This window comes from Thiobacillus sp. SCUT-2, from assembly GCF_035621355.1.
In the GTDB taxonomy this organism is placed as follows: Bacteria; Pseudomonadota; Gammaproteobacteria; order Burkholderiales; family Thiobacillaceae; genus Thiobacillus; species Thiobacillus sedimenti.
Genome location: NZ_CP141769.1, coordinates 2,877,519 through 2,896,816, shown reverse-complemented (window position 1 = coordinate 2,896,816; position 19,298 = coordinate 2,877,519). Strand labels below are relative to the sequence as shown.

Annotated in this window: 15 protein-coding genes and 1 riboswitch; of the genes, 8 read left to right on the top strand and 7 right to left on the bottom strand. The window is 68.0% G+C overall.

What is annotated here, in order from left to right; all coding sequences use genetic code 11:
* Positions 1–188 precede the first annotated feature (188 nt).
* Positions 189–644, top strand: coding sequence for a ligand-binding protein SH3 (locus VA613_RS14365; protein ID WP_324779707.1), 456 nt, complete (start codon positions 189–191; stop codon positions 642–644).
* A 76-nt stretch (positions 645–720) separates the two neighbouring features.
* On the opposite strand, the gene VA613_RS14360 is transcribed toward VA613_RS14365, so the two are convergent.
* Complete coding sequence (locus VA613_RS14360; protein ID WP_324779706.1) at positions 721–1,731, bottom strand: NAD-dependent epimerase; 1,011 nt, start codon at positions 1,729–1,731, stop codon at positions 721–723.
* Between the two features lie 100 nt (positions 1,732–1,831).
* Here VA613_RS14360 and waaA point away from each other — a divergent pair, with 100 nt between their 5' ends.
* Positions 1,832–3,112, top strand: coding sequence for a lipid IV(A) 3-deoxy-D-manno-octulosonic acid transferase (waaA, locus tag VA613_RS14355; protein ID WP_324779705.1), 1,281 nt, complete (start codon positions 1,832–1,834; stop codon positions 3,110–3,112).
* Here waaA and VA613_RS14350 read toward each other — a convergent pair.
* From VA613_RS14350 to VA613_RS14340, 3 genes are read right to left on the bottom strand one after another with little or no spacing between them, the layout of a single operon-like run.
* A complete protein-coding gene (locus tag VA613_RS14350) occupies positions 3,109–4,428 on the bottom strand; it encodes a TolC family outer membrane protein (protein WP_324779704.1) in 1,320 nt (439 codons plus the stop codon). The two genes, waaA and VA613_RS14350, sit on opposite strands and share 4 nt — an antisense overlap.
* Positions 4,429–4,453: 25 nt before the next feature.
* A complete protein-coding gene (locus VA613_RS14345) occupies positions 4,454–4,771 on the bottom strand; it encodes a rhodanese-like domain-containing protein (protein ID WP_324779703.1) in 318 nt (105 codons plus the stop codon).
* Entirely contained in the window at positions 4,771–5,424 is a 654-nt protein-coding gene (locus VA613_RS14340) for a protein-L-isoaspartate O-methyltransferase family protein (RefSeq protein ID WP_324779702.1), read from the bottom strand. Before VA613_RS14340 ends, VA613_RS14345 begins: the two co-directional genes overlap by 1 nt.
* Before the next feature lie 72 nt (positions 5,425–5,496).
* A riboswitch (TPP riboswitch) is annotated at positions 5,497–5,603 on the top strand.
* Between the two features lie 66 nt (positions 5,604–5,669).
* On the opposite strand from VA613_RS14340, the gene thiC reads away from it, so the two are divergent.
* From thiC to VA613_RS14325, 3 genes are all read left to right on the top strand, one after another.
* A complete protein-coding gene (gene thiC, locus VA613_RS14335) occupies positions 5,670–7,613 on the top strand; it encodes a phosphomethylpyrimidine synthase ThiC (protein WP_324779701.1) in 1,944 nt (647 codons plus the stop codon).
* A gap of 76 nt (positions 7,614–7,689) precedes the next feature.
* Complete coding sequence (locus tag VA613_RS14330; RefSeq protein WP_324779700.1) at positions 7,690–9,384, top strand: sensor domain-containing diguanylate cyclase; 1,695 nt, start codon at positions 7,690–7,692, stop codon at positions 9,382–9,384.
* A gap of 65 nt (positions 9,385–9,449) precedes the next feature.
* Entirely contained in the window at positions 9,450–10,280 is an 831-nt protein-coding gene (locus VA613_RS14325) for an undecaprenyl-diphosphate phosphatase (protein WP_324779699.1), read from the top strand.
* Positions 10,281–10,295: 15 nt separating this feature from the next.
* Here VA613_RS14325 and VA613_RS14320 read toward each other — a convergent pair whose 3' ends face one another.
* The 3 genes from VA613_RS14320 to VA613_RS14310 form a co-directional block, all read right to left on the bottom strand.
* Positions 10,296–10,823 (bottom strand): response regulator transcription factor, encoded by a 528-nt coding sequence (locus VA613_RS14320; RefSeq protein WP_324779698.1) that lies wholly within the window; start codon positions 10,821–10,823, stop codon positions 10,296–10,298.
* A gap of 17 nt (positions 10,824–10,840) precedes the next feature.
* Complete coding sequence (locus VA613_RS14315; RefSeq protein ID WP_324779697.1) at positions 10,841–12,097, bottom strand: ATP-binding protein; 1,257 nt, start codon at positions 12,095–12,097, stop codon at positions 10,841–10,843.
* 215 nt (positions 12,098–12,312) lie between these two features.
* Entirely contained in the window at positions 12,313–14,586 is a 2,274-nt protein-coding gene (locus VA613_RS14310; RefSeq protein WP_324779696.1) for a TonB-dependent receptor, read from the bottom strand.
* A gap of 224 nt (positions 14,587–14,810) precedes the next feature.
* Here VA613_RS14310 and VA613_RS14305 point away from each other — a divergent pair, with 224 nt between their 5' ends.
* The 3 genes from VA613_RS14305 to VA613_RS14295 all read left to right on the top strand — a co-directional run bounded on the left by VA613_RS14305 (position 14,811) and on the right by VA613_RS14295 (position 19,255).
* Positions 14,811–15,266, top strand: coding sequence for a copper chaperone PCu(A)C (locus VA613_RS14305; RefSeq protein ID WP_324779695.1), 456 nt, complete (start codon positions 14,811–14,813; stop codon positions 15,264–15,266).
* 81 nt (positions 15,267–15,347) lie between these two features.
* The gene (gene argB, locus VA613_RS14300) at positions 15,348–16,232 is read left to right on the top strand and encodes an acetylglutamate kinase (RefSeq protein WP_324779694.1); all 885 of its coding nucleotides are present in this window, start codon (positions 15,348–15,350) and stop codon (positions 16,230–16,232) included.
* 86 nt (positions 16,233–16,318) lie between these two features.
* Positions 16,319–19,255 carry a bifunctional diguanylate cyclase/phosphodiesterase gene (locus tag VA613_RS14295; RefSeq protein WP_324779693.1) on the top strand — a complete coding sequence of 979 codons (2,937 nt, stop codon included), beginning with the start codon at positions 16,319–16,321 and terminating at the stop codon, positions 19,253–19,255.
* The last annotated feature ends 43 nt before the right edge of the window (positions 19,256–19,298 follow it).

The following is a 19,298-nucleotide window of genomic DNA, read 5'->3' as shown; positions in this document are numbered from 1 at the left end:
CGACGCGCGCCGTGTCGTCGGATGGCGACGAGCCTTTGCCGCCCAGAAAGCAGGGCACTTGCCTCACGTCGTTAAATCGAAAATATCGATAACAACTTCGAATAAATATCGTTTGATAAATAGCAGGCCCGCTCATATTCTGTCCATGCACCAATTCAGTGCATTTCAAAAACGTGAAGGAGTAGAAATTGAGCGGCTTGATTCCCAACTTTCCTGCCGACGGCATCGTGACCGTCAACCGCGTGGTCCTCAAACCCGAATACAGCGTGGACGACCTGCAGGAGCGCGTCGCGTTCCTCTGCGAGAACGTCAAGACCTATCACTCCGACACGGGCTTTGTCGGCGGCTTCGTTGCGCTGAATTCCGGCCAGGTGTCGAACGAAGGCTCGACCATCGGGCAGGCCGTCGAGAGCCCGATGAAGGGCCGTGAGGCGCTGATCGTGACGTTCTGGACGACCTTCGAGCTTCACGAACGCTCGCACAAGTCCGAAACCTTCCAGCCCCTGTTCCGTCGCGCGCTCGAGCTGTGCGAAAACGGCAACGAAGAGATCGCCTACCAGATGCTCTGGTCCGGCAAGGCCTACGACCCGACGGAGCTCGAAGCCGCGCGCCATGCCAAGGCGGCTTACGCCGGCAAGGCCTAGGCAGGCTCCCCTCGGAAGGCATCGGGGCAGGCGCCCGGGGCGGATCGCCAGCGGACCGCCTGCCCCGGTCACGGCCTCAATTCAAATTCTTGTAGCGGCGATACCACTCGACCCACTTCGCTATCCCGTATTCCAGCGACGTCGCCGGCTTGAAGCCGGTGTCGCGGATGAGGTCGTCGACGTCGGCGTAGGTGACCTTCACGTCGCCGTCCTGCATCGGCAGGAAGTTCTTCTTCGCCTCCTGGCCGAGCGCCTTCTCGATCGTGCCGATGAAATCCATCAGCTGCACCGGCGTGTGGTTGCCGATGTTGTAGATGCGGTAGGGGGCGTGGCTGGTGGCGGGGTCGGGGTTGGCGTGGTCGAAGGCCGGGTTCGGCTGCGGGATGCGGTCGAGCACGCGCACGGTGCCGTCGGCGATGTCGTCGATGTAGGTGAAGTCGCGCATCATGTCGCCGTGGTTGAAGACGTCGATGGTGCGGCCTTCGAGGATGGCGGAGGTGAACAGCCACGGCGACATGTCGGGCCGGCCCCACGGGCCGTAGACGGTGAAGTAGCGCAGGCCGGTGGTCGGCAGGCCGTAGAGGTGCGAGTAGGTGTGCGCCATCAGCTCGTTGGCCTTCTTGCTGGCGGCGTAGAGGCTGACCGGATGGTTGACCGGGTCGTGCACCGAGAACGGGATCTTGGTGTTGGCGCCGTAGACGGAGGACGAACTGGCGTAGACGAAGTGCTTGATGCCGTGGTGGCGGCAGCCCTCGAGCAGGTTGGCGAAGCCGACCAGATTCGACTGCACGTAGGCGTGCGGATTCTTCAGCGAATAGCGCACGCCCGCCTGCGCGGCGAGGTTGATGACGGCGTCGAAGTGGCCCTTCTCGAACAGGTCCTCCATCACCATGCGGTCGGAGATGTCATCCTTGAGGAAACGGAAGTTCGGGTAGGGCTTCAGTTGCTCGAGCCGTGCGAGCTTGAGCGCCGGGTCGTAGTAGTCGTTGAGGTTGTCGATGCCGACCACTTCGTCGCCGCGCTTCAAGAGAATTTGCGCGACGTGCATGCCGATAAATCCGGCGGCGCCGGTGAGCAGGATTTTCATTGTCAGGCCTCCAAAGTCGCGTCGATTCTAGCATTGGCACCTGCCCGGCCAATGAACGCCATTTTGGGCGCGGGCCCCGCCGCCCTTACAATCCCGGGCGATGCCGAACCTCCGCCTGCTCCTCGACTGGACCCTCTACCGTCTTGCGCTGCTGATCGCCGCGCCGCTGATTCCGCTGCGCCTGCTGCGGCGCGGCCGGCGCGAACGTGGCTATCTCAGGCATTGGGGTGAGCGGCTTGCGCTCGGCCGTGCGCCGGTGACGGGGGCGCTGTGGATCCATGCCGTGTCGGTCGGCGAGATGCGCGCCGCGCAGCCGTTGGTGACTGCGTTGCGGGAGGCGCACCCCGAGGTGCCGCTGCTGTTCACCTGCATGACGCCGACCGGGCGCGCGACCGCCGAGTCGCTGTACGGCGCGTTCGCGCACATCGCCTACCTGCCGTACGACACCGCCGGCGCGATGCGGCGCTTCCTGCGCCGCACGCGCCCGCGCGTCGGCATCCTGATGGAAACCGAGCTGTGGCCCAACCTGCTTCACGCGGCGGCGCGGCTGAAGATTCCGATGGTGCTGGCGAACGCGCGCCTGTCCGAGCGCTCGGCGCGTGGCTATGCGCGGCTGCCGGCGCTGACGCGGGCCTGCCTGCAGAAGATCGAGGTGGTCGCCGCGCAGAGCGAGGCGGACGCGACGCGCCTCCTGAAGCTCGGCGCGATGTCGGTGCGCGTTACCGGCAATCTCAAGTTCGACATCGCGCCGCCGCCGGCGCTGCTCGAGCGCGGCGCGGCCTGGCGGGCACAGTGGGGTGCGCGTCCGGTGCTGCTGGCGGCGAGCACGCGCGAGGGCGAGGAGGAAGCGCTCCTGCGTGCCTTTGCGCAGGTGCCGGCCGAGGTGCTGCTGGTGTTGGTGCCGCGCCATCCGCAGCGCTTCGATGCGGTCGCCACGCTGGTCGAGGCCGCGGGGCTTGCGTACCGGCGGCGCAGCACGCTCGACGGCGAACTCGGGGCGGACACGCGCGTGCTGCTCGGCGACAGCCTCGGCGAGCTGTTCGCCTATTACGCGGCGAGCGATGTCGCCTTCGTCGGCGGCAGCCTGGTGCCGCTCGGCGGGCAGAACCTGATCGAGGCGGCGAGCGTCGGGTGCCCGGTGCTGGTGGGGCCGCACACCTTCAATTTCGCGGCGGCGACGCAGCTGGCGATCGAGGCGGGCGCGGCGCAGCGGGTGGACGATGCCGACGGCCTGATGGACGCCGCGTTGAAGCTGCTGGCCGATGCCGCGGCGCGCGCCCGCATGGGCGAGGCCGGTCTGGCGTTCGCTGCCCGCCATCGCGGCGCGGCGCAGCAGGTGGCGGGATTGGTGACGGGCCTGCTGACGGCCGGCTGCTGCTAGCGGGACGCCGTGGCAGCCGGCTTGAGGTGGCGGTCGATGCCGGCGAGATCGGCCGGGCTCAGGGTGCCGACGGCGGCCTTGAGCGACAGCCCGGCGAGCAGGTAGGCGTAGCGCGCGCCGGCGAGGTCGCGGCGGGCCGACAGCACCTGCTGCTCGGCGTTCAGCACGTCGAGGTTGGTGCGCACGCCGACCTGCAGGCCGAGCTTGGTCGAGTCGAGCTGCGCCTGCGTCGAGGTCAGCGCCTGTTCGAGTGCGCGTACGCGCGCGGCGCCGCTGCTCACGTTCAGCCACGCCTGGCGTGCCTGCAGGCTCGCCTCGCGGGTGGCGTTCTCGAGATCCTGGCGCGCCTTTTCCTGGTTGGCGACGGCTTCGCGCACGCGCGAGCTCGTCAGGCCGCCCTGGTAGATCGGCACGTTGAGTTCCAGCCCGACGCTGGCGACGCGCGAGTCCACCTGCAGGTTGCCGAAGTTCTGGTTGTTGTTGACCGTATAGCCGGCGACCGCGTCGAGCGTGGGATAGTGGCCGGCGCGATTGCGTTCGACCTCCTCGTCGGCGATGGTCTTGGCGATGCGCTGGATTTCGGCCTGCAGGTTGCCCTGCATGGCGCGCGCCGCCCACGTGTCGATGGACTCCGCCTCCGGCACGAACTGCTCGGGCTCGGCCAGCGCGTCGAGCGCGCCGGGGGGCTTGCCGACAAGTTTTTCCAGCGCGCGCAGGCGGATGTCGAGCGTGTTCTGCTCGGCGATCTCCTGCGCGACGGCGAGGTCGTAGCGCGCCTGCGCCTCGTGGGTGTCGGTGATGGTGGCGGTACCGACCTCGAAGTTGCGCTTGGCGGCCGCGAGCTGTTCCGTGATCGCGGCCTTCTGCGCCTCGATGAACGCGATGTTGTCCTGCGACTGCAGTACGTCGAAATAGGCCTGTGCGACGCGCAGGATCAGGTCCTGCTCGGCGGCCTTGAACTGCAGGTCGGCGATCTTCACCTGGTTCTTCGCCTGCCGGTACTGCACGACGTTCTGCATGCGGAACAGCGGCTGCGCGGCGGTCAGCGAATAGCCGTTGGACGTGTATTTGGAATCGCCGCCGGGAAAGGTCGAATGGAGATCGTTGTAGCGCACGTTGCCGCCCGCGCTGACGTTAGGCAAGAGGCCGGCCCGGCCCTGCACCGCTTTCTCCTGGCCGGCCTCGTAGGCCGCTCGGGCCGCGGCGTACTGCGCATCGTAGGCCTGCGCGTCCTTGAAGACGCTCGACAGGTTCGCGGCGTGGGCGGCAGGCAAGAAGGCCAGCGCGAGCGCGAGTGACAGGAGCTTGAACGGCATGGGTGAATCCGGTCCTCGGGAAGGTTCAGTAGCGCGGCATCGCCGGATCGACTTCGTCGGCCCAGGCGGCCATGCCGCCGGACAGGTTGACGACATCGCCGAAGCCCGCCGTTTCGAGGTAGCGCGCCGCGTGATAGCTGCGCACGCCATGATGGCAGATGACCACGGTCTCGGCCGCCCGGTTCAACTCCGCAAGCCGCGCCGGCAGCTCCCGCATCGGGATCAGGATCGCGCCCGGCAGGCGGCAGAGATTCCATTCCCAGGGCTCGCGCACGTCGAGCAGCACGGGCGTGTGGCCCGCCTCGATGTGGGCCGCGAGCTCGGCGGGACGGAACTGGCGCATCAGAACACGAAGGCGGCGGGCTGCGGCGCGTTCACCAGCGGCGCGACGCAGGTCTCGAACAGGGTCACGCCGCGCGCCGCGCCCGGTGCGGTGCAGGTGATGAGTCGTGCCTGCATCACCGGCGCCTCGCCGACGATGGCGAACATGCGGCCGCCGACGTGGAGGCGCTGCAGGAAGGCGTCGGACAGCAGCGGGGTCGAACCGGTGAGCACGATCACGTCGAAGCCGGACGTGTCGGGCCAGTCGCGGGCGGCGTCGCCGGTGTGCAGCATGACGTTGTCGAAGCCGTGCGCGCGCAGTTTCTGCATGGCCGAAGCGGTGAATTCGGGGACGATGTCGACCGACACGACGGCGTCCGCCTGCGCGGCGAGCAGCGCGGTGAGGTAGCCGCTGCCGGTGCCGACTTCCAGCACGCGGTCGCCCGGGCGGATCGCAAGTTCCTGCAGGGCGCGCGCCTCGAGCCGCGGCGTCCACATCGACTGCCCGTGGCCGAGCGGGATTTCCATGTCGACGAAGGCGAGCGCCTGGTGGGCCTCGGGGACGAAGTCCTCGCGGCGCACCTCGAACAGGAGATCGAGTACGTCCTGATTCAGCACGTCCCAGGGACGGATCTGTTGCTCCACCATGTTGTAGCGCGCCTGCTTGATGTCCATGCGGTACCCTTGATTTTCAATAGGTTAGACGGGGGCTTGCCTTGCAATTATTCCACATTTCCGCTACCGTGAGCCGCTCGCCAGGGGTCTCCAGCCGGTTGGTTTGCCGGATGGAGTGAGACATACCCTTCGAACCTGATGCGGTTGAGACCGCCGTAGGGAGGCTTTCCGGGCCGCCCGCGTTTGAAATTTGACTGGGCGGTGCTGTTAGCGGCCTCCGTCCACTATCTTGGAGTGCCCGCCCCATGAACGCCAACCCCAAATTCCTCGCCGCGACCGCGCACGTCGACGAAGCCGCGGTCCAGCCGCTGCCCAATTCCCGCAAGATCTACGTCGAAGGCAGCACCCCCGACATCCGCGTGCCGATGCGCGAGATCAGCCAGGCCGACACGCCCCTGATGTTCAGCGGCCAAAACGGCGCCGGCGGTGCCCGTTCGGAGCCCAACCCGCCGATCTTCGTCTACGACTGCTCCGGCCCCTATACCGACCCCAGCGCCAAGATCGACATCCGCCAGGGGCTGCCCGCGCTGCGCACGAAATGGATCGAGGCGCGCGGCGACACCGAGGTGCTGGACGATCTCAGCTCCGAGTATGGTCGCCAGCAGGCCGCCAATCCCGAACTCGCGACGATGCGCTTCCCCGGCCTGCACCGCAAGCCGCGCAGAGCCCGCGCCGGGATGAACGTGACGCAGATGCACTATGCGAAAAAAGGCATCATCACGCCCGAGATGGAGTTCATCGCCATCCGCGAGAACAACAACCGCGCCGCCTATCTCGAATCGCTGAAGACATCCGGCCCGCAGGGTGCGAAGCTCGCCGCGCTGATGGCCCGCCAGCATCCCGGCCAGAACTTCGGCGCCAGCCTGCAGAACGAGATCACCCCCGAGTTCGTGCGCAGCGAGATCGCGCGCGGCCGCGCCATCATCCCCAACAACATCAACCACCCGGAATCCGAGCCGATGATCATCGGCCGCAACTTCCTGGTGAAGATCAACGCCAACATCGGCAATTCGGCGCTCGGTTCGAGCATCCAGGAAGAGGTCGAGAAGATGACCTGGGCGATCCGCTGGGGCGGCGACACCGTGATGGACCTGTCGACCGGCAAGAACATCCACGAGACGCGCGAGTGGATCATCCGCAATTCGCCGGTTCCGATCGGGACCGTGCCGATCTACCAGGCGCTGGAAAAGGTCGACGGCAAGGCGGAGGAACTGACCTGGGAGATGTTCCGCGACACGCTGATCGAGCAGGCCGAGCAGGGCGTCGACTACTTCACGATCCACGCCGGCGTCCTGCTGCGCTACGTGCCGATGACCGCCAACCGCATGACCGGGATCGTGTCCCGCGGCGGCTCGATCATGGCCAAGTGGTGCCTCGCGCATCACAAGGAGAGCTTCCTCTACACCCACTTCGAGGACATCTGCGAGATCATGAAGGCCTACGACGTGGCCTTCAGCCTCGGTGATGGTTTGCGCCCTGGTTCTATTTATGATGCCAACGACGAGGCGCAGCTGTCCGAGCTGCGCACGCTCGGCGAACTCACCCAGGTGGCGTGGAAGCACGACGTCCAGGTGATGATCGAGGGCCCCGGCCACGTGCCGATGCAGCTCATCAAGGAGAACATGGACATCCAGCTCGAGTCCTGTTCCGAGGCGCCGTTCTATACGCTCGGCCCGCTGACCACCGACATCGCGCCCGGCTACGACCACATCACTTCGGGCATCGGCGCCGCGATGATCGGCTGGTACGGGACCGCGATGCTGTGCTACGTGACGCCCAAGGAGCACCTCGGCCTGCCGGACAAGGACGATGTGAAGGAAGGCATCATCACCTACAAGCTCGCCGCGCACGCGGCGGATCTGGCCAAGGGCCACCCCGGCGCGCAGATTCGCGACAACGCCTTGTCGAAGGCGCGCTTCGAGTTCCGCTGGGACGACCAGTTCAACCTCGGCCTCGACCCGGACAAGGCGAAGTCCTTCCACGACGAGACCCTGCCGAAGGAGTCGGCCAAGGTCGCGCACTTCTGCTCGATGTGCGGCCCGCATTTCTGCTCGATGAAGATCACCCAGGACGTGCGCGAGTTCGCCGCGAAGGAAGGGTTGAACGAGGCCGAGGCGCTGCAGAAGGGGATGGAAGTGAAGGCGGTCGAGTTCGTGAAGCAGGGCGCCGAGGTGTACCGTAAGGTCTGAGGCCTGCCGGCCCGGTCTTGCAGGCGGGCCGTTCGCGTTCGTCCGGGCGATTGCCCGGACGTTTGTTTTTGTCGTCGTGCTTCTACTTGCGGCAGGCGCCGCTGCCGTCGCGGCGCCGCTGCCGGTTCTGAAAGACTCCGTCGCCGCCATCGGCCGCTCGACCGAGTTCCTGCAGGAACGGGACGGCCGGCTCGATCTTGCGGCTGCGGTCGCTGCCTATCGTCAGGGGCGCTTTGCGCCCGGTGCCCGGCCGGTGCTGGATTTCGGCATCGGCGCGAAGCCCGTGTGGATCCATTTCGCGGTCGACAATCCGACCGCGGCGCCCGTGGCGAGGCGGCTCTCGCTCGAAACCAGCTGGCTCGACCGGGTCGACGTCTATTTCCGGGAGGGCGGCGCGACGGTGGCGCGCTACCGCGTCGGCGACACGCTGCCGTTCGCCGAGCGCCCGGTCCGCGGCCGCTACTTCGTCTTCGAGCACGCGTTCCCGCCCGGCCGTAGCGACGTCTTCCTGCGTGTCGAGACGCCGGACCCCATGGTCGTTCCCCTCTACCTGCTCGACCCGGAGACGGCCCGTGCGCGGCAGGCGGAACAGGAATTCAGCTACGGCATCGTATACGGCTTCCTGTTCGCGCTGATGGCGTACAACGCGATCCTGTTCGCGAGCCTGCGCAGCGCGCGCTACCTGTTCTATTCGCTCTATCTCGCGCTGTTCGTCGCGATGAACATCGCCTATACCGGGCACGGCTTCGCCTGGCTGTGGCCCGACGCCGTGCGCTGGCAGCAATGGGCCAATCCCGTCCTGATCGTGCTCTACGCGATGGGCGGGCTGCAGTTCGCGATCCGCTTCCTCGACCTGCGGACGTATTTCCCGCGCGTCCGCCGCGCGGTGATCGGCTTCTGCGCCGCGTTCGCAGGCGTGCTCGCGCTCGCCGTCGTGCTCGGCAACCAGACGCTGGCGCTGCTCGTCTCGTTCAGCTTCGCCTTCCTCTTCACCTGGCTCATGCTGGCGCTCGGCATCGTCTCGGTCCGCGCCGGCCAGAAGGCGGCGAGGTACTTCCTCATCGCCGCCTTTGCCGCGATGGTCGGTGCGCTGCTGACCACCCTGTCGGTGTGGGGCTTCATCCCGAACACGGTCTGGACCTTCCGCGCAGTCGAGATCGGCATGCTGGTCGATGCGACCCTGCTGGCGCTCGCGCTCGCCTACCAGTTGCGCGTCGGCCAGGAGGAGCGCATCCGCGCCCAGCGTCTGGCGCAGCTCGATCCGCTCACGGCGCTGAACAACCGCCGCGCGTTCTACGACAAGACCGCCGCGCCGTGGAGCCAGACGGTGCGCCACGGGCACTCGACCTCGGTGATGCTGTTCGACCTCGACCACTTCAAGGCGCTCAACGATGCCCATGGCCACGCGCACGGCGACGCGGTACTGCGGGCGACCGCGGAACTCCTGCGGCATTCGGTCAGGCAGGGCGACGTCGCCGCGCGCTGGGGCGGCGAGGAATTCATCGTCTTCCTGCCCGAGACGGATGCCGCCGAGGCGATGCGGCTGGCCGAGCGCCTGCGCAGGGCGATCGCGGCGATGCGCGTGCCGCACGACGGTGGTGCGAGTTCGGTGACCGCCAGCTTCGGCCTCGCCCAGCGCAACCCGTCGCACCTCACGCTCGACGCCCTGATCGCGGCGGCCGACGAATGTCTCTACGAGGCCAAGCAGCAGGGCAGGGATCGCGTCACGGCCTGCGGGGGCGGGAACTTTCCGGCCGCCGCCTTGGCCTGAGCCGGCACTGCGTATAATCCGCAGGCGCGCCCGGCCGGGCGCGCCTTGTCATCCGAAGAGCAGCCATGGCCGATCACCTCATCCTCCTGCACGCCTTCATCCTCGGCATCGTCGAGGGACTGACCGAATTCCTGCCGGTGTCGAGCACCGGCCACCTGATCCTCGCGGGCCAGCTGCTGGGCTTCAACGACGAGAAGGGCAAGGTGTTCGAGATCGCGATCCAGTTCGCGGCGATCCTGGCCGTGGTGTGGGAATACCGGGCACGGCTCGGCCACGCGCTGTCGAGCGTGACGACCGAGGCGGCCTCGCGGCGGCTGGCGATCAACCTGATCGTGGCTTTCCTGCCGGCGGCGATCCTCGGCTTCCTGTTCATCAAGCAGATCAAGCATTACCTGTTCAACCCGATCGTCGTCGCCTCGGCGCTGATCATCGGCGGCGTGCTGATCCTGTGGGCGGAGCGCCGCCAGCACATCGTCCGTGCCGAGTCGGTGGACGACATGAACTGGCGCGACGCCCTCAAGGTCGGATTCGCACAGGCGCTGGCGATGATTCCCGGCACCTCGCGGTCCGGTGCCACCATCATCGGCGGCCTCTTCTTCGGGCTTTCGCGCAAGACCGCGGCGGAGTTCTCGTTCTTCCTCGCGATCCCGACCATGTTCGCCGCGACCCTGTACGACGTCTACAAGCACCGGGCGCTGTTCAGCGCGAGCGACATCGACCTCTTTCTCGTGGGCGGCGCGGCCTCGTTCATCAGTGCGCTGCTGGCCGTGCGCGGCCTCATCCGCTTCATCAGCCGCCACGACTTCACCGTGTTCGCCTGGTATCGCATCGTGTTCGGCGGCATCGTGCTGCTGACCGCCTACACCGGCTGGATTGACTGGGGCGTGGCCGGCTAGCGGCCGCGCGGCGGCTCAGTCCGCCTTGGGCGGCCGCTTGTCGAGCTTTCGCTGCAGCGTGCGGCGGTGCATCTTCAGCGCGCGCGCGGTCGCCGAAATGTTGCCGTCGTGCTCGTTGAGCACCTTCTGGATGTGCTCCCATTCCAGCCGCGCGACCGACAACGGCTCCGGACTCACCTCGAGCGCAGCGTCGGGCTGGTCGCGCATCAGCGCGGCGAGGATTTCGTCGGCATTGGCCGGTTTGGCGAGGTAATGCCGCGCGCCGAGCCGCACCGCCTCCACCGCGGTGGCGATGCTGGCGTAGCCGGTGAGCACGACGATGGCCGGGGCCGGGCTGCGTGCAGCCAGTTGCTCCACGACCTTGAGGCCGGATTCGCCCGGCAGCTTGAGATCGACGACCGCATGGCTGGGCGCGAAGCGCTCCCCCTCGTCCCGCGCTTCATCGGCATCGTGCGCCAGCGCGACCTCGGCACCGCGCTTCGTCATCGCGCGCGCGAGCGCGGCGGCAAAATCGGCGTCGTCCTCGACGATCAACAGTTTCATTCCGGCAGCGGTTGCGGTCATACGGGAAGTCTCCAGGGCAGGCGGATGCGCACGCGGGTGCCGCCGCCTTCGCGTTCGGTCAGGGTGAGGGTGCCGCCGAGGCGCTCGAGCGTGGCGTGGGTGAGCGCAAGGCCGATGCCCCAGCCGCGTCCGGGCTTGCCGCTGAACAGCACGCGCCCGGCCCGCGCCCGCTGTTCCGGCGAGAATCCCGGTCCGCGGTCGCCGATCTCCAGCACGAGGGCGTCCGCCTCGGCGAGGGCGCGCAGCTCGACGGGTTCCGGTGCGGCGTCGGCGGCGTTGTTGAGGACGTTGAGGATGGCCTGCTCGAGCCCGTCGGGCGGGCGGAAGGCACGCGAATCGGCGGGCAGGTGCAGGGTGATGCGCGCGTCCGGGCGCAGCACCTGCCAGCGTTCGACCAGTGCGGCGAGCCAGGCATCGAGCGGCTGGGCCGCGGGGGCGCCGTCCTGCGCGCGGGCGGCAAGCTGCGTGAGGATGCTCTTGCACGCCTGCGCCTGCCGTTCGAGCAGGCGGCAGTCCGCGCCGATGTCCGGATCGTTGGCGAATTCGGTGGCCAGCTCGTGCGCGGTGGTCTGGATCGTCGCGAGCGGGGTCGCCAGTTCGTGCGCGGCGAGCGCGGCCTGGGTGCCGAGCGCAACGATGCGCTCGTCGCGCAGCTGGCGTTCGCGCAGGTCGGCGAGCTCCTGGTCGCGGGCGCGCAGGGCGGCGTGCATGCGGGTGACGAAGAATGCGATCAATCCCGCGCTGGCGAGGAAGTTGAACCACATGCCGCCGAGGTGCATCGCGGTGGCGGCGACGGGGTCGGTCATGGCCAGCGGCCGATAGACGAACAGCAGCAGCGCGTAATAGGTACCGGCCACGGCGGCCAGCAGCCAGACCCAGCGCGGGCGCAGGCTGATCGCGGCGATGACCACGGGGACCAGCATCAGGGTGACGAAGGGGTTGGTCACGCCGCCGCTGAAGAACACCAGCACCGCGAATGCGGTGAGGTCGGCCAGCAGGTGGGCGAGGAATTCGAGCTGCGTCGCGGGCAGTTCCTGGCGCAGCCGCCAGGCGGTGGCGAGCGCGAACAGCGCCATCAATACGAGCACCGCGCCCATCGGCGCGAGCGGCATCGGAATGCCGATGCCCCAGTGCAGCCAGACGATGCCGACGGCCCAGCCTGCGATCAGCGATGCGCGCACGGCGAGCAGGCGCCCCAGCAAGGCGCGGGCAGGGAGGGTCGACAGCAGGGTGGAGTCGGCGCGGGGCACCATGGCGGCCATTGTAATGTGCGTGCCGGCGAGGGCGGGGGGCTGCGACAATTTGTCCAATTGTGCGGCCAGGCCGGGGCGACTAGATTGTCAGGGCGTTCATCGCAAACCGACCTGACCCTGTCCCGCCTTCACGGCGGGATTTTTTTTGCGCGGCGGATGCCATGAACGAAAAACCCCATGCGGGGCACGGGGCTCGGTGCATCGGCGGCGCGGCCTCAGAACTGCACGGTCACCCCGGCGTAGACGGTGCGGCCCATGCCGGGAACGGGAATGCCCCATACCGGCGTGGCGCCGCTGATCGCCGTCGGCGGCATGGTCACGCCCTGGCCCACGTAGGCGCCGCCGAGCGGTTGATAGTAGAGGCGGTCGAACACGTTCTCGACGCCGAAGTCGAGGCGTGCCTGCTTCCATGCGTGGCTGCCGCGCAGGTTGAGGATCCCGTAGGCGGGCGTGCGGACCTCGTTGCGGATTTGCGATACGTCCGACTTCGCGTCGACCAGCAACACCTCGGCGACGTTGCTCCAGGCACCGATGCGCTGCCTGACCGACAGCCGCGCGTTGAGCGGCATGATGTTGTAGAGGTTGTCGTCGGCGCCGCTGGTGGTCTTGCCGCGCACGTAGCTCAGCACGCCGTGGGCGGTGAAGCTGCCGAAGCGCGTGCCGCGCGCAAGGGGGGCGTGGCCCGACAGGTCGAAGCCGTAGAGCTGCGCGTCCTGGTTGACGAATCTCAGGAACACGAACTGGTCGGTCACCGTCGTGGAGGTGAGGCGGCGCGCGTTGACGTAGTCGTCCACGTAGGTGAAATAGGGCGTGAGCTTGATGCCCCACTCCTGTTGCCGCGCATCGTGCCAGTCGAAGGTCGCGCTCAGCGTGTGGGCGACTTCCGGCTGCAGCGCGAGGTTGCCGACGTAGCCGTTGCCGTCGCCGGCCAGGTTGACCATGTACATCGCCATGCCGCCGGTCGACCACGTGTAGCGCTCGTAGAGATTGGGCGAGCGGGTCTTGCGCGCGTAACCGAATTCGATCGTCTGCGTCGGGCCCGGCGTGTAGCGGGCGAGCGCGGTCAGGTCCCAGTTGCGGTCGGTGCGGCTGCGGTCACTGGCGTTGAAGGCGCTGGCGTCGGCGGTGTAGCTGGCGTTGTAGCCCTGCACCGGCCCCGCGTCCATCCTGACGGTCTCGTGGCGCACGCCGAGCTGGCTGAGCCACTGCGGGGTCCACTGCGCCTCCCATTCGGCGAACGCGGCGTAGCGGTCGCGCTGGCCGCCGTTGATGTTCCAGAAGGTGTTGGGCGACATGCCGCCGTTGCCGCTGGCCGGCCACCAGTCGTCGAGCCGGTAGCGCTGGTATTCGACGCCGGTCCGCAGCAGGTCGCGGGCGGACAGCGCGATGTCGCCCTTGACGACGACGCCCGTATTGCGCCCGTCGGTGTACATCGGCATGCCGGGGGCGGCGATGGTCTGCCCGGCGGCGGCGTTGAGGTACCAGTAGGCCTTGTCCTCGAGGAAGTTCATGGCGTGCTCGGTGTGCTCGCGATAGACGCGCGCATCGAGCAGACCCCAGTCGTAGCGGCCGCTGTAGTGCAGGTTGACCTGGGAACTGGTGTTGTCGGTCATGTCCATGCGCTGGTTCGGAAACCCCTGGTAGGGAATGTGCTGATGGCCGAGCTTGAGGTCGATCAGGTGGTTGTCGTGACGCAGCGCGACGTCGAGCGACTGGTTGATGGACTCGTACCGGGTCGAGCCCACCTCGTCGCCGGCAAGCCAGGTCGTCGAGTTGTAGAGCGAAGGGCCCTTCTTGACGAACGCCAGCCCGGCGGGCTTGAAGTCGCCGCCCGCGGTGTAGTTGTCCGATCGCGCCGCCGAGGCGCTGTAGGTGAGGCTCAGGTTTTCGCCCGCGGCGGTCGCGCTCAGGTTCGCGCCCACCGCGTTGCCGTTGCTGCGATAGAAGGTGCCCGCCTCGCCCTTGAGCAGCGTGCCTTCGCCTGCGGCGGCGAATTCCGGTGCGGCCGAGTCGACCAGGATGGTGCCGCCGATGCTGTCGCCGCCCGTGCTGACCGGCGCGATGCCGGCGAACACCCGGGCACCCGCGACGCGGCTGGGATCGATGTACGAGAGCGGCGGGTTCATGTGGTTGCCGCAGGCCGAGACGAGGTCCATGCCGTCGACCTTGATGCGCAGGCGGTCGTCGGCCAGGCCGCGGATCACCGGCAGGCTCGAGACGCCGCCGGCCCCATAGAGGCTGAGGCCGGGCACGTCGCGCAAGAGGCTCGCGGTGTCGCTGGTGGCGGCGCGCAGCGCCTGCAGCGTCGCGTCATCGAGCGTCACGCTGTTGGGGTCGACGTCGGCGGGGTGCGCGCCGACCACGACGACCGTCAGCGGCGTCGGGTCCGAGCTGGCCGCAACTGCAGGGGATTCGGCCAGGGCGGGTCGCCAGCAGGTGGCGAGCGCAAGCGAGACCGCGAGGGACAGGGGAGTGGGCGATAAGCGCATGTTGTTCTCTTGTTTGGGTCGGCGGACGAAGTCTAAAAAGATCGGTTCCGTGCGGGAATGTGGCAAATTGACGCAAGCGGCGCGGATGCGCGGCGATCGTCGGCGCTGCGACAATCGGTCGCATCGCCATTTCGGCGGCGATTGCCTATCGTTGCCGCGAAAGCCGGCGCCCAGGCGAACAACCGCAGCGCCGAACCATTTCACTTTTCACGGAAGGAAGACAGATGAACCCGAAGCTCCTGACGCTGGCCGCCATCGGCCTCCTCGCTGCGCAGTCGGCCTGGGCCGCCAATCTCGCCGTCACCGATGCCTGGGCCCGCGCGACGGTGCCGGGGCAGCCGGTCAGCGGCGCGTACATGCAGATCCGCTCCGACGCCGACGCGCGCCTCGTCGGCGTCACCAGCACGGCCGTGCCGCGCGTGGAAGTGCACGAGATGAGCATGGACGGCGGCGTCATGCGCATGCGCGAGGTGAAGGCGATCGAGCTGCCGAAGGGCAAGACCGTCTCGCTCGAGCCCGGCGGCTACCACATCATGCTGATGAACCTGAAGAAGCCGATCGCCGCGGGCGACGTCATCCCCCTCACGCTGGTGATCGAGGCGGACGGCAAACGGCAGACGGTCGAGGTGAAAGCCGAGGCGCGTGCGCCCGGCGCGGCGATGCAGCACATGCATCGCTGACCGCGCCCGCAACGCAGCAAGGCGGCCGCGCGCCGCCTTTTTTATTGGCGTAAAATCCGCGCAATCGCATCCGGAGCCGACATGACCACGCCCCACACCGCTGCCGAAAAGGCCCACATCCTGTCGGAAGCGCTGCCCTACATCCAGCGCTTCTACGACAAGACCATCGTCATCAAGTACGGCGGCAACGCCATGACGGAGCGGCACCTGATGGAGGCGTTCGCCAAGGACGTGGTGCTGCTGAAGCTGGTCGGCATGAACCCGGTCGTGGTGCACGGCGGCGGGCCGCAGATCGCCGGCCTGCTGCAGCGCATCGGCAAGCAGAGCGAATTCATCCAGGGCATGCGCGTCACCGACGAGGAAACGCTCGACGTGGTCGAGATGGTCCTGGGCGGCCTCGTCAACCAGGACATCGTCACGCTGATCAACAAGCACGGCGGCCGCGCGGTGGGGCTGACCGGCAAGGACGGCAACTTCATCCACGCCAAGAAGATGCTGGTGAAGAGCAAGGAAAAGGCCGACGAGCTGCTCGACATCGGCCAGGTCGGCGAGATCACCGGGATCGACCCGGAGATCATCCAGGTGCTCGACGCGCGCGACTTCATTCCGGTGGTCGCCCCGCTCGGCACCGACTCCGAGGGCAACGCCTACAACATCAACGCCGACGTCGCGGCCGGCAAGATCGCCGGTGTGCTGCAGGCCGAGAAGGTCATCTTCATGACCAACACGCCGGGTGTCCTCGACAAGCAGATGCAGCTCCTGACCGGCCTCACTCCGCGCGAGGTCGACGAGCTCATCGCCGACGGCACCATCTCCGGCGGCATGATCCCCAAGGTCGGCTATGCGGTCGACGCGGTGAACAGCGGCGTCAAGACCGCGCACATCATCGACGGCCGCGTCGAGCACGCCCTGCTGCTGGAAGTGCTGACGCCGGAAGGCGTCGGCACGCTGATCAAGCGGGGCTGAGCGCCTGCCCCGATGCGTTCGGAAGGGCGGACCCCATGGACGCCCCGGGGAAAGGGACGGCATGACATCGACGCTTCCGCCGGGACGTGAACGTGCTCGCTAGCACGGCGTTGCCCCGCCTGCGGCTCCTTCCGCCGGCGATCCTGCTGCTCGGGCTCGCGCTGACCTATGCGCTCCAGGATGCCGCCCGCACGTCCTACCATCGGGCGCTGCACGACGAGTTCGCGTTCCGCGTGAACGAGGTCGTGCGCGACCTCAACACGCGGATGACCAAGTACGAGCAGGTGCTGGAAGGCGCTGCCGGGCTGTTCGCCGCATCCGACTCGGTCGACCGCTCCGAATTTGCCGAGTATGTCGGCATGCTGCGGCTGGACGAGAAGTATCCCGGCATCCAGGGCGTCGGCTTCGCGCAGTGGGTGAGGCCGGACGAGAAGGCGGCGCACGTCGCGCGCGTGCGGGCCGAGGGTTTCCCCCGATACGACATCCGGCCGGCGGGGGATCGCGACGCCTATTCCGCCATCGTCTACCTGGAGCCGTTCGACTGGCGCAACCAGCGTGCCTTCGGCTACGACATGTATTCCGAACCGGTGCGCCGCGCCGCCATGGCGGAAGCGCGCGACAGCGGCGCAACCGCGATCTCGGGCAAGGTTCGGCTGGTCCAGGAGAGCGGGCGGGACGAGCAGGCGGGCTTCCTGATGTACCTGCCGATCTACCGGCCCCATGCGCCGCACCAGACGGAGCCGGAGCGGCGCGCGAATCTCGTCGGCTGGGTCTACGCGCCCTTCCGCATGGACGACCTGATGCGCGGCATCCTCGGCCGGCATTTCGGCGAAATCGCCGAGGCGCTCGATCTGGAGATCTACGATGGCGAAGCGCCGCAGACGCGCAGCCTGATGTTCGATTCGGACGGGCGCGTCAGCGGGCCCGGTCCCGCATTCCGCCTGGTCAAGCCGTTGCCGCTGTTCGGCCATCGCTGGACGCTGGTGATCAGTTCGCTGCCGGCCTTCGACGCGCGCCTGCGCGCGGACCGGGCGAACACGATCCTCGTCGGCGGCGCGCTCGGCAGCGCCATGCTCGCGCTGGTGGTGTGGCTGCTCGTCACCGGGCGGGCGCGGGCGCTCGCGCTGGCCGAGCGCATGACCGCGGACCTGCGCCACAGCGAGGAGCGGCAGCGACGCCTCAATCGCGCGCTGCGCCTCTTGAGCGCGTGCAATACGACGCTCGTGCACGCCCAGGAGGAGCACAAGCTGCTGACCGATATCTGCCGCCTGGCCGTCGAGACCGGGGGCTACCTGATGGCCTGGGTCGGCTACGCCGAGCACGATGACGCGCGCACCGTGCGGCCCATCGCGCAGTCCGGCTACGAGAACGGCTACCTCGACGCCATTCACGTCAGCTGGGACGACGGCGAATTCGGGCAGGGGCCGACCGGCACCGCGATCCGGACCGGGCTGCCGTGCGTCAACCAGAACGTGCTGGCCAACCCGAAGATGGCGCCCTGGAAGCAGGCGGCCGTTCAGCGCGGCTACCAGTCCAGCATCGCGCTGCCCCTGATCGGCAACGCCGAAGTGCTGGGCGCGCTGACCATCTATGCGCGCGAGGCGGATGCCTTCGACGCGGACGAGGTCGCGCTGCTGGAAGAGCTCGCCAGCGATCTCGCCTACGGCATCGTCAGCCTGCGGACCCGTGCCGAGCACGAGGTCGCCAAGGGCAAGCTCGCCTTCCTCGCCCAGTTCGATCCGCTGACCCACCTGCCCAACCGCCTGCTCCTGCGCGACCGCTTCGAACACGCGCTTCGCATCGCGCGGAGCGAGCACACCACGATGGCGATGTTCTACCTCGACGTCGACCACTTCAAGCAGGTCAACGACAGCCTCGGCCACGAGATGGGCGACAAGGCGCTCGTGGCGGTGGTCGGCCGGCTGCAGCAGTGCATCCGCGCGACCGACACCCTGAGCCGCATGAGCGGCGACGAATTCGCCATCCTGCTGACCGGGCTGCGCGACCCGGCGGCCATCGTCGGGATGGCCAACGCCATCCGTGACGCCTTTGCCGATCCGCTCGTCGTCGACGGCCACAGCCTCACCCTGTCCTGTTCGGTCGGGATCAGCGTGTTCCCGACCGATGGCAGCGACTTCGACACGCTGCTGAAGTCCGCCGACGCGGCGGTGCAGGGCGCCAAGGCCGCGGGGCGCAATACCTACCGCTTCTTCACGCTGGAGATGAACGCCGACCTGCAGGACCAGATGCGGCTCACCGGTGACCTCAGCCGCGCGCTGCGGCAAGGCGAGTTCCGCATCCTGTTCCAGCCGCAGGTCGATCTTCGCGACGGCCGGATCACCGGCGCGGAAGCGCTGGTCCGCTGGCAGCACCCGACCGAGGGCCTGGTGGCGCCGGCGCGGTTCATTCCGCTGGCCGAGCGCAGCGGCCATATCGTGCCGATCGGCGAATGGGTGCTGAACGAGGCGTGCCGTGCGGCGCGGCAGTGGATGGACCAGGGCCTGCCGCCGCTGGTGGTCGCGGTCAACCTTTCGGCGCTGCAGTTCAAGCGCGGCAACGTGCTCGAGATGGTGTCCGCGGCGCTCGCCGCGTCGGGCCTGCCGGCGCACTGCCTGGAGCTGGAGCTGACCGAGTCGGTCCTGCTGCAGGACGAGGAAGCGACGATGGCGACGCTGCGAAGCCTGAAGGCGCTCGGCGCGAAGCTCTCGATCGACGACTTCGGCACCGGCTATTCGAGTCTCTCCTATCTCAAGCGGCTCGACGTCGACAAGCTGAAGATCGACCAGTCCTTCGTGCGGGACATCCTGACCGACGGCGACAGCGCCTCGATCGTCGAGGCCATCATCCAGCTCGGCCACATCCTGCAGCTCGAGGTGATCGCCGAAGGCGTCGAGACCGACGCCCAGCTGGCCTTCCTGCGTGCCTCGCGCTGCGACGAAGCGCAGGGCTACTTGTTCAGCCGCCCGGTGACCGCCGAGGCGTTCGCGCAGCAGGCCCGGCACGGCGTGCGCTGGCCGGGATAAGCGGCGCCGGCCTGCCCGCGACGGTATAATTCGCCTGCCCGCA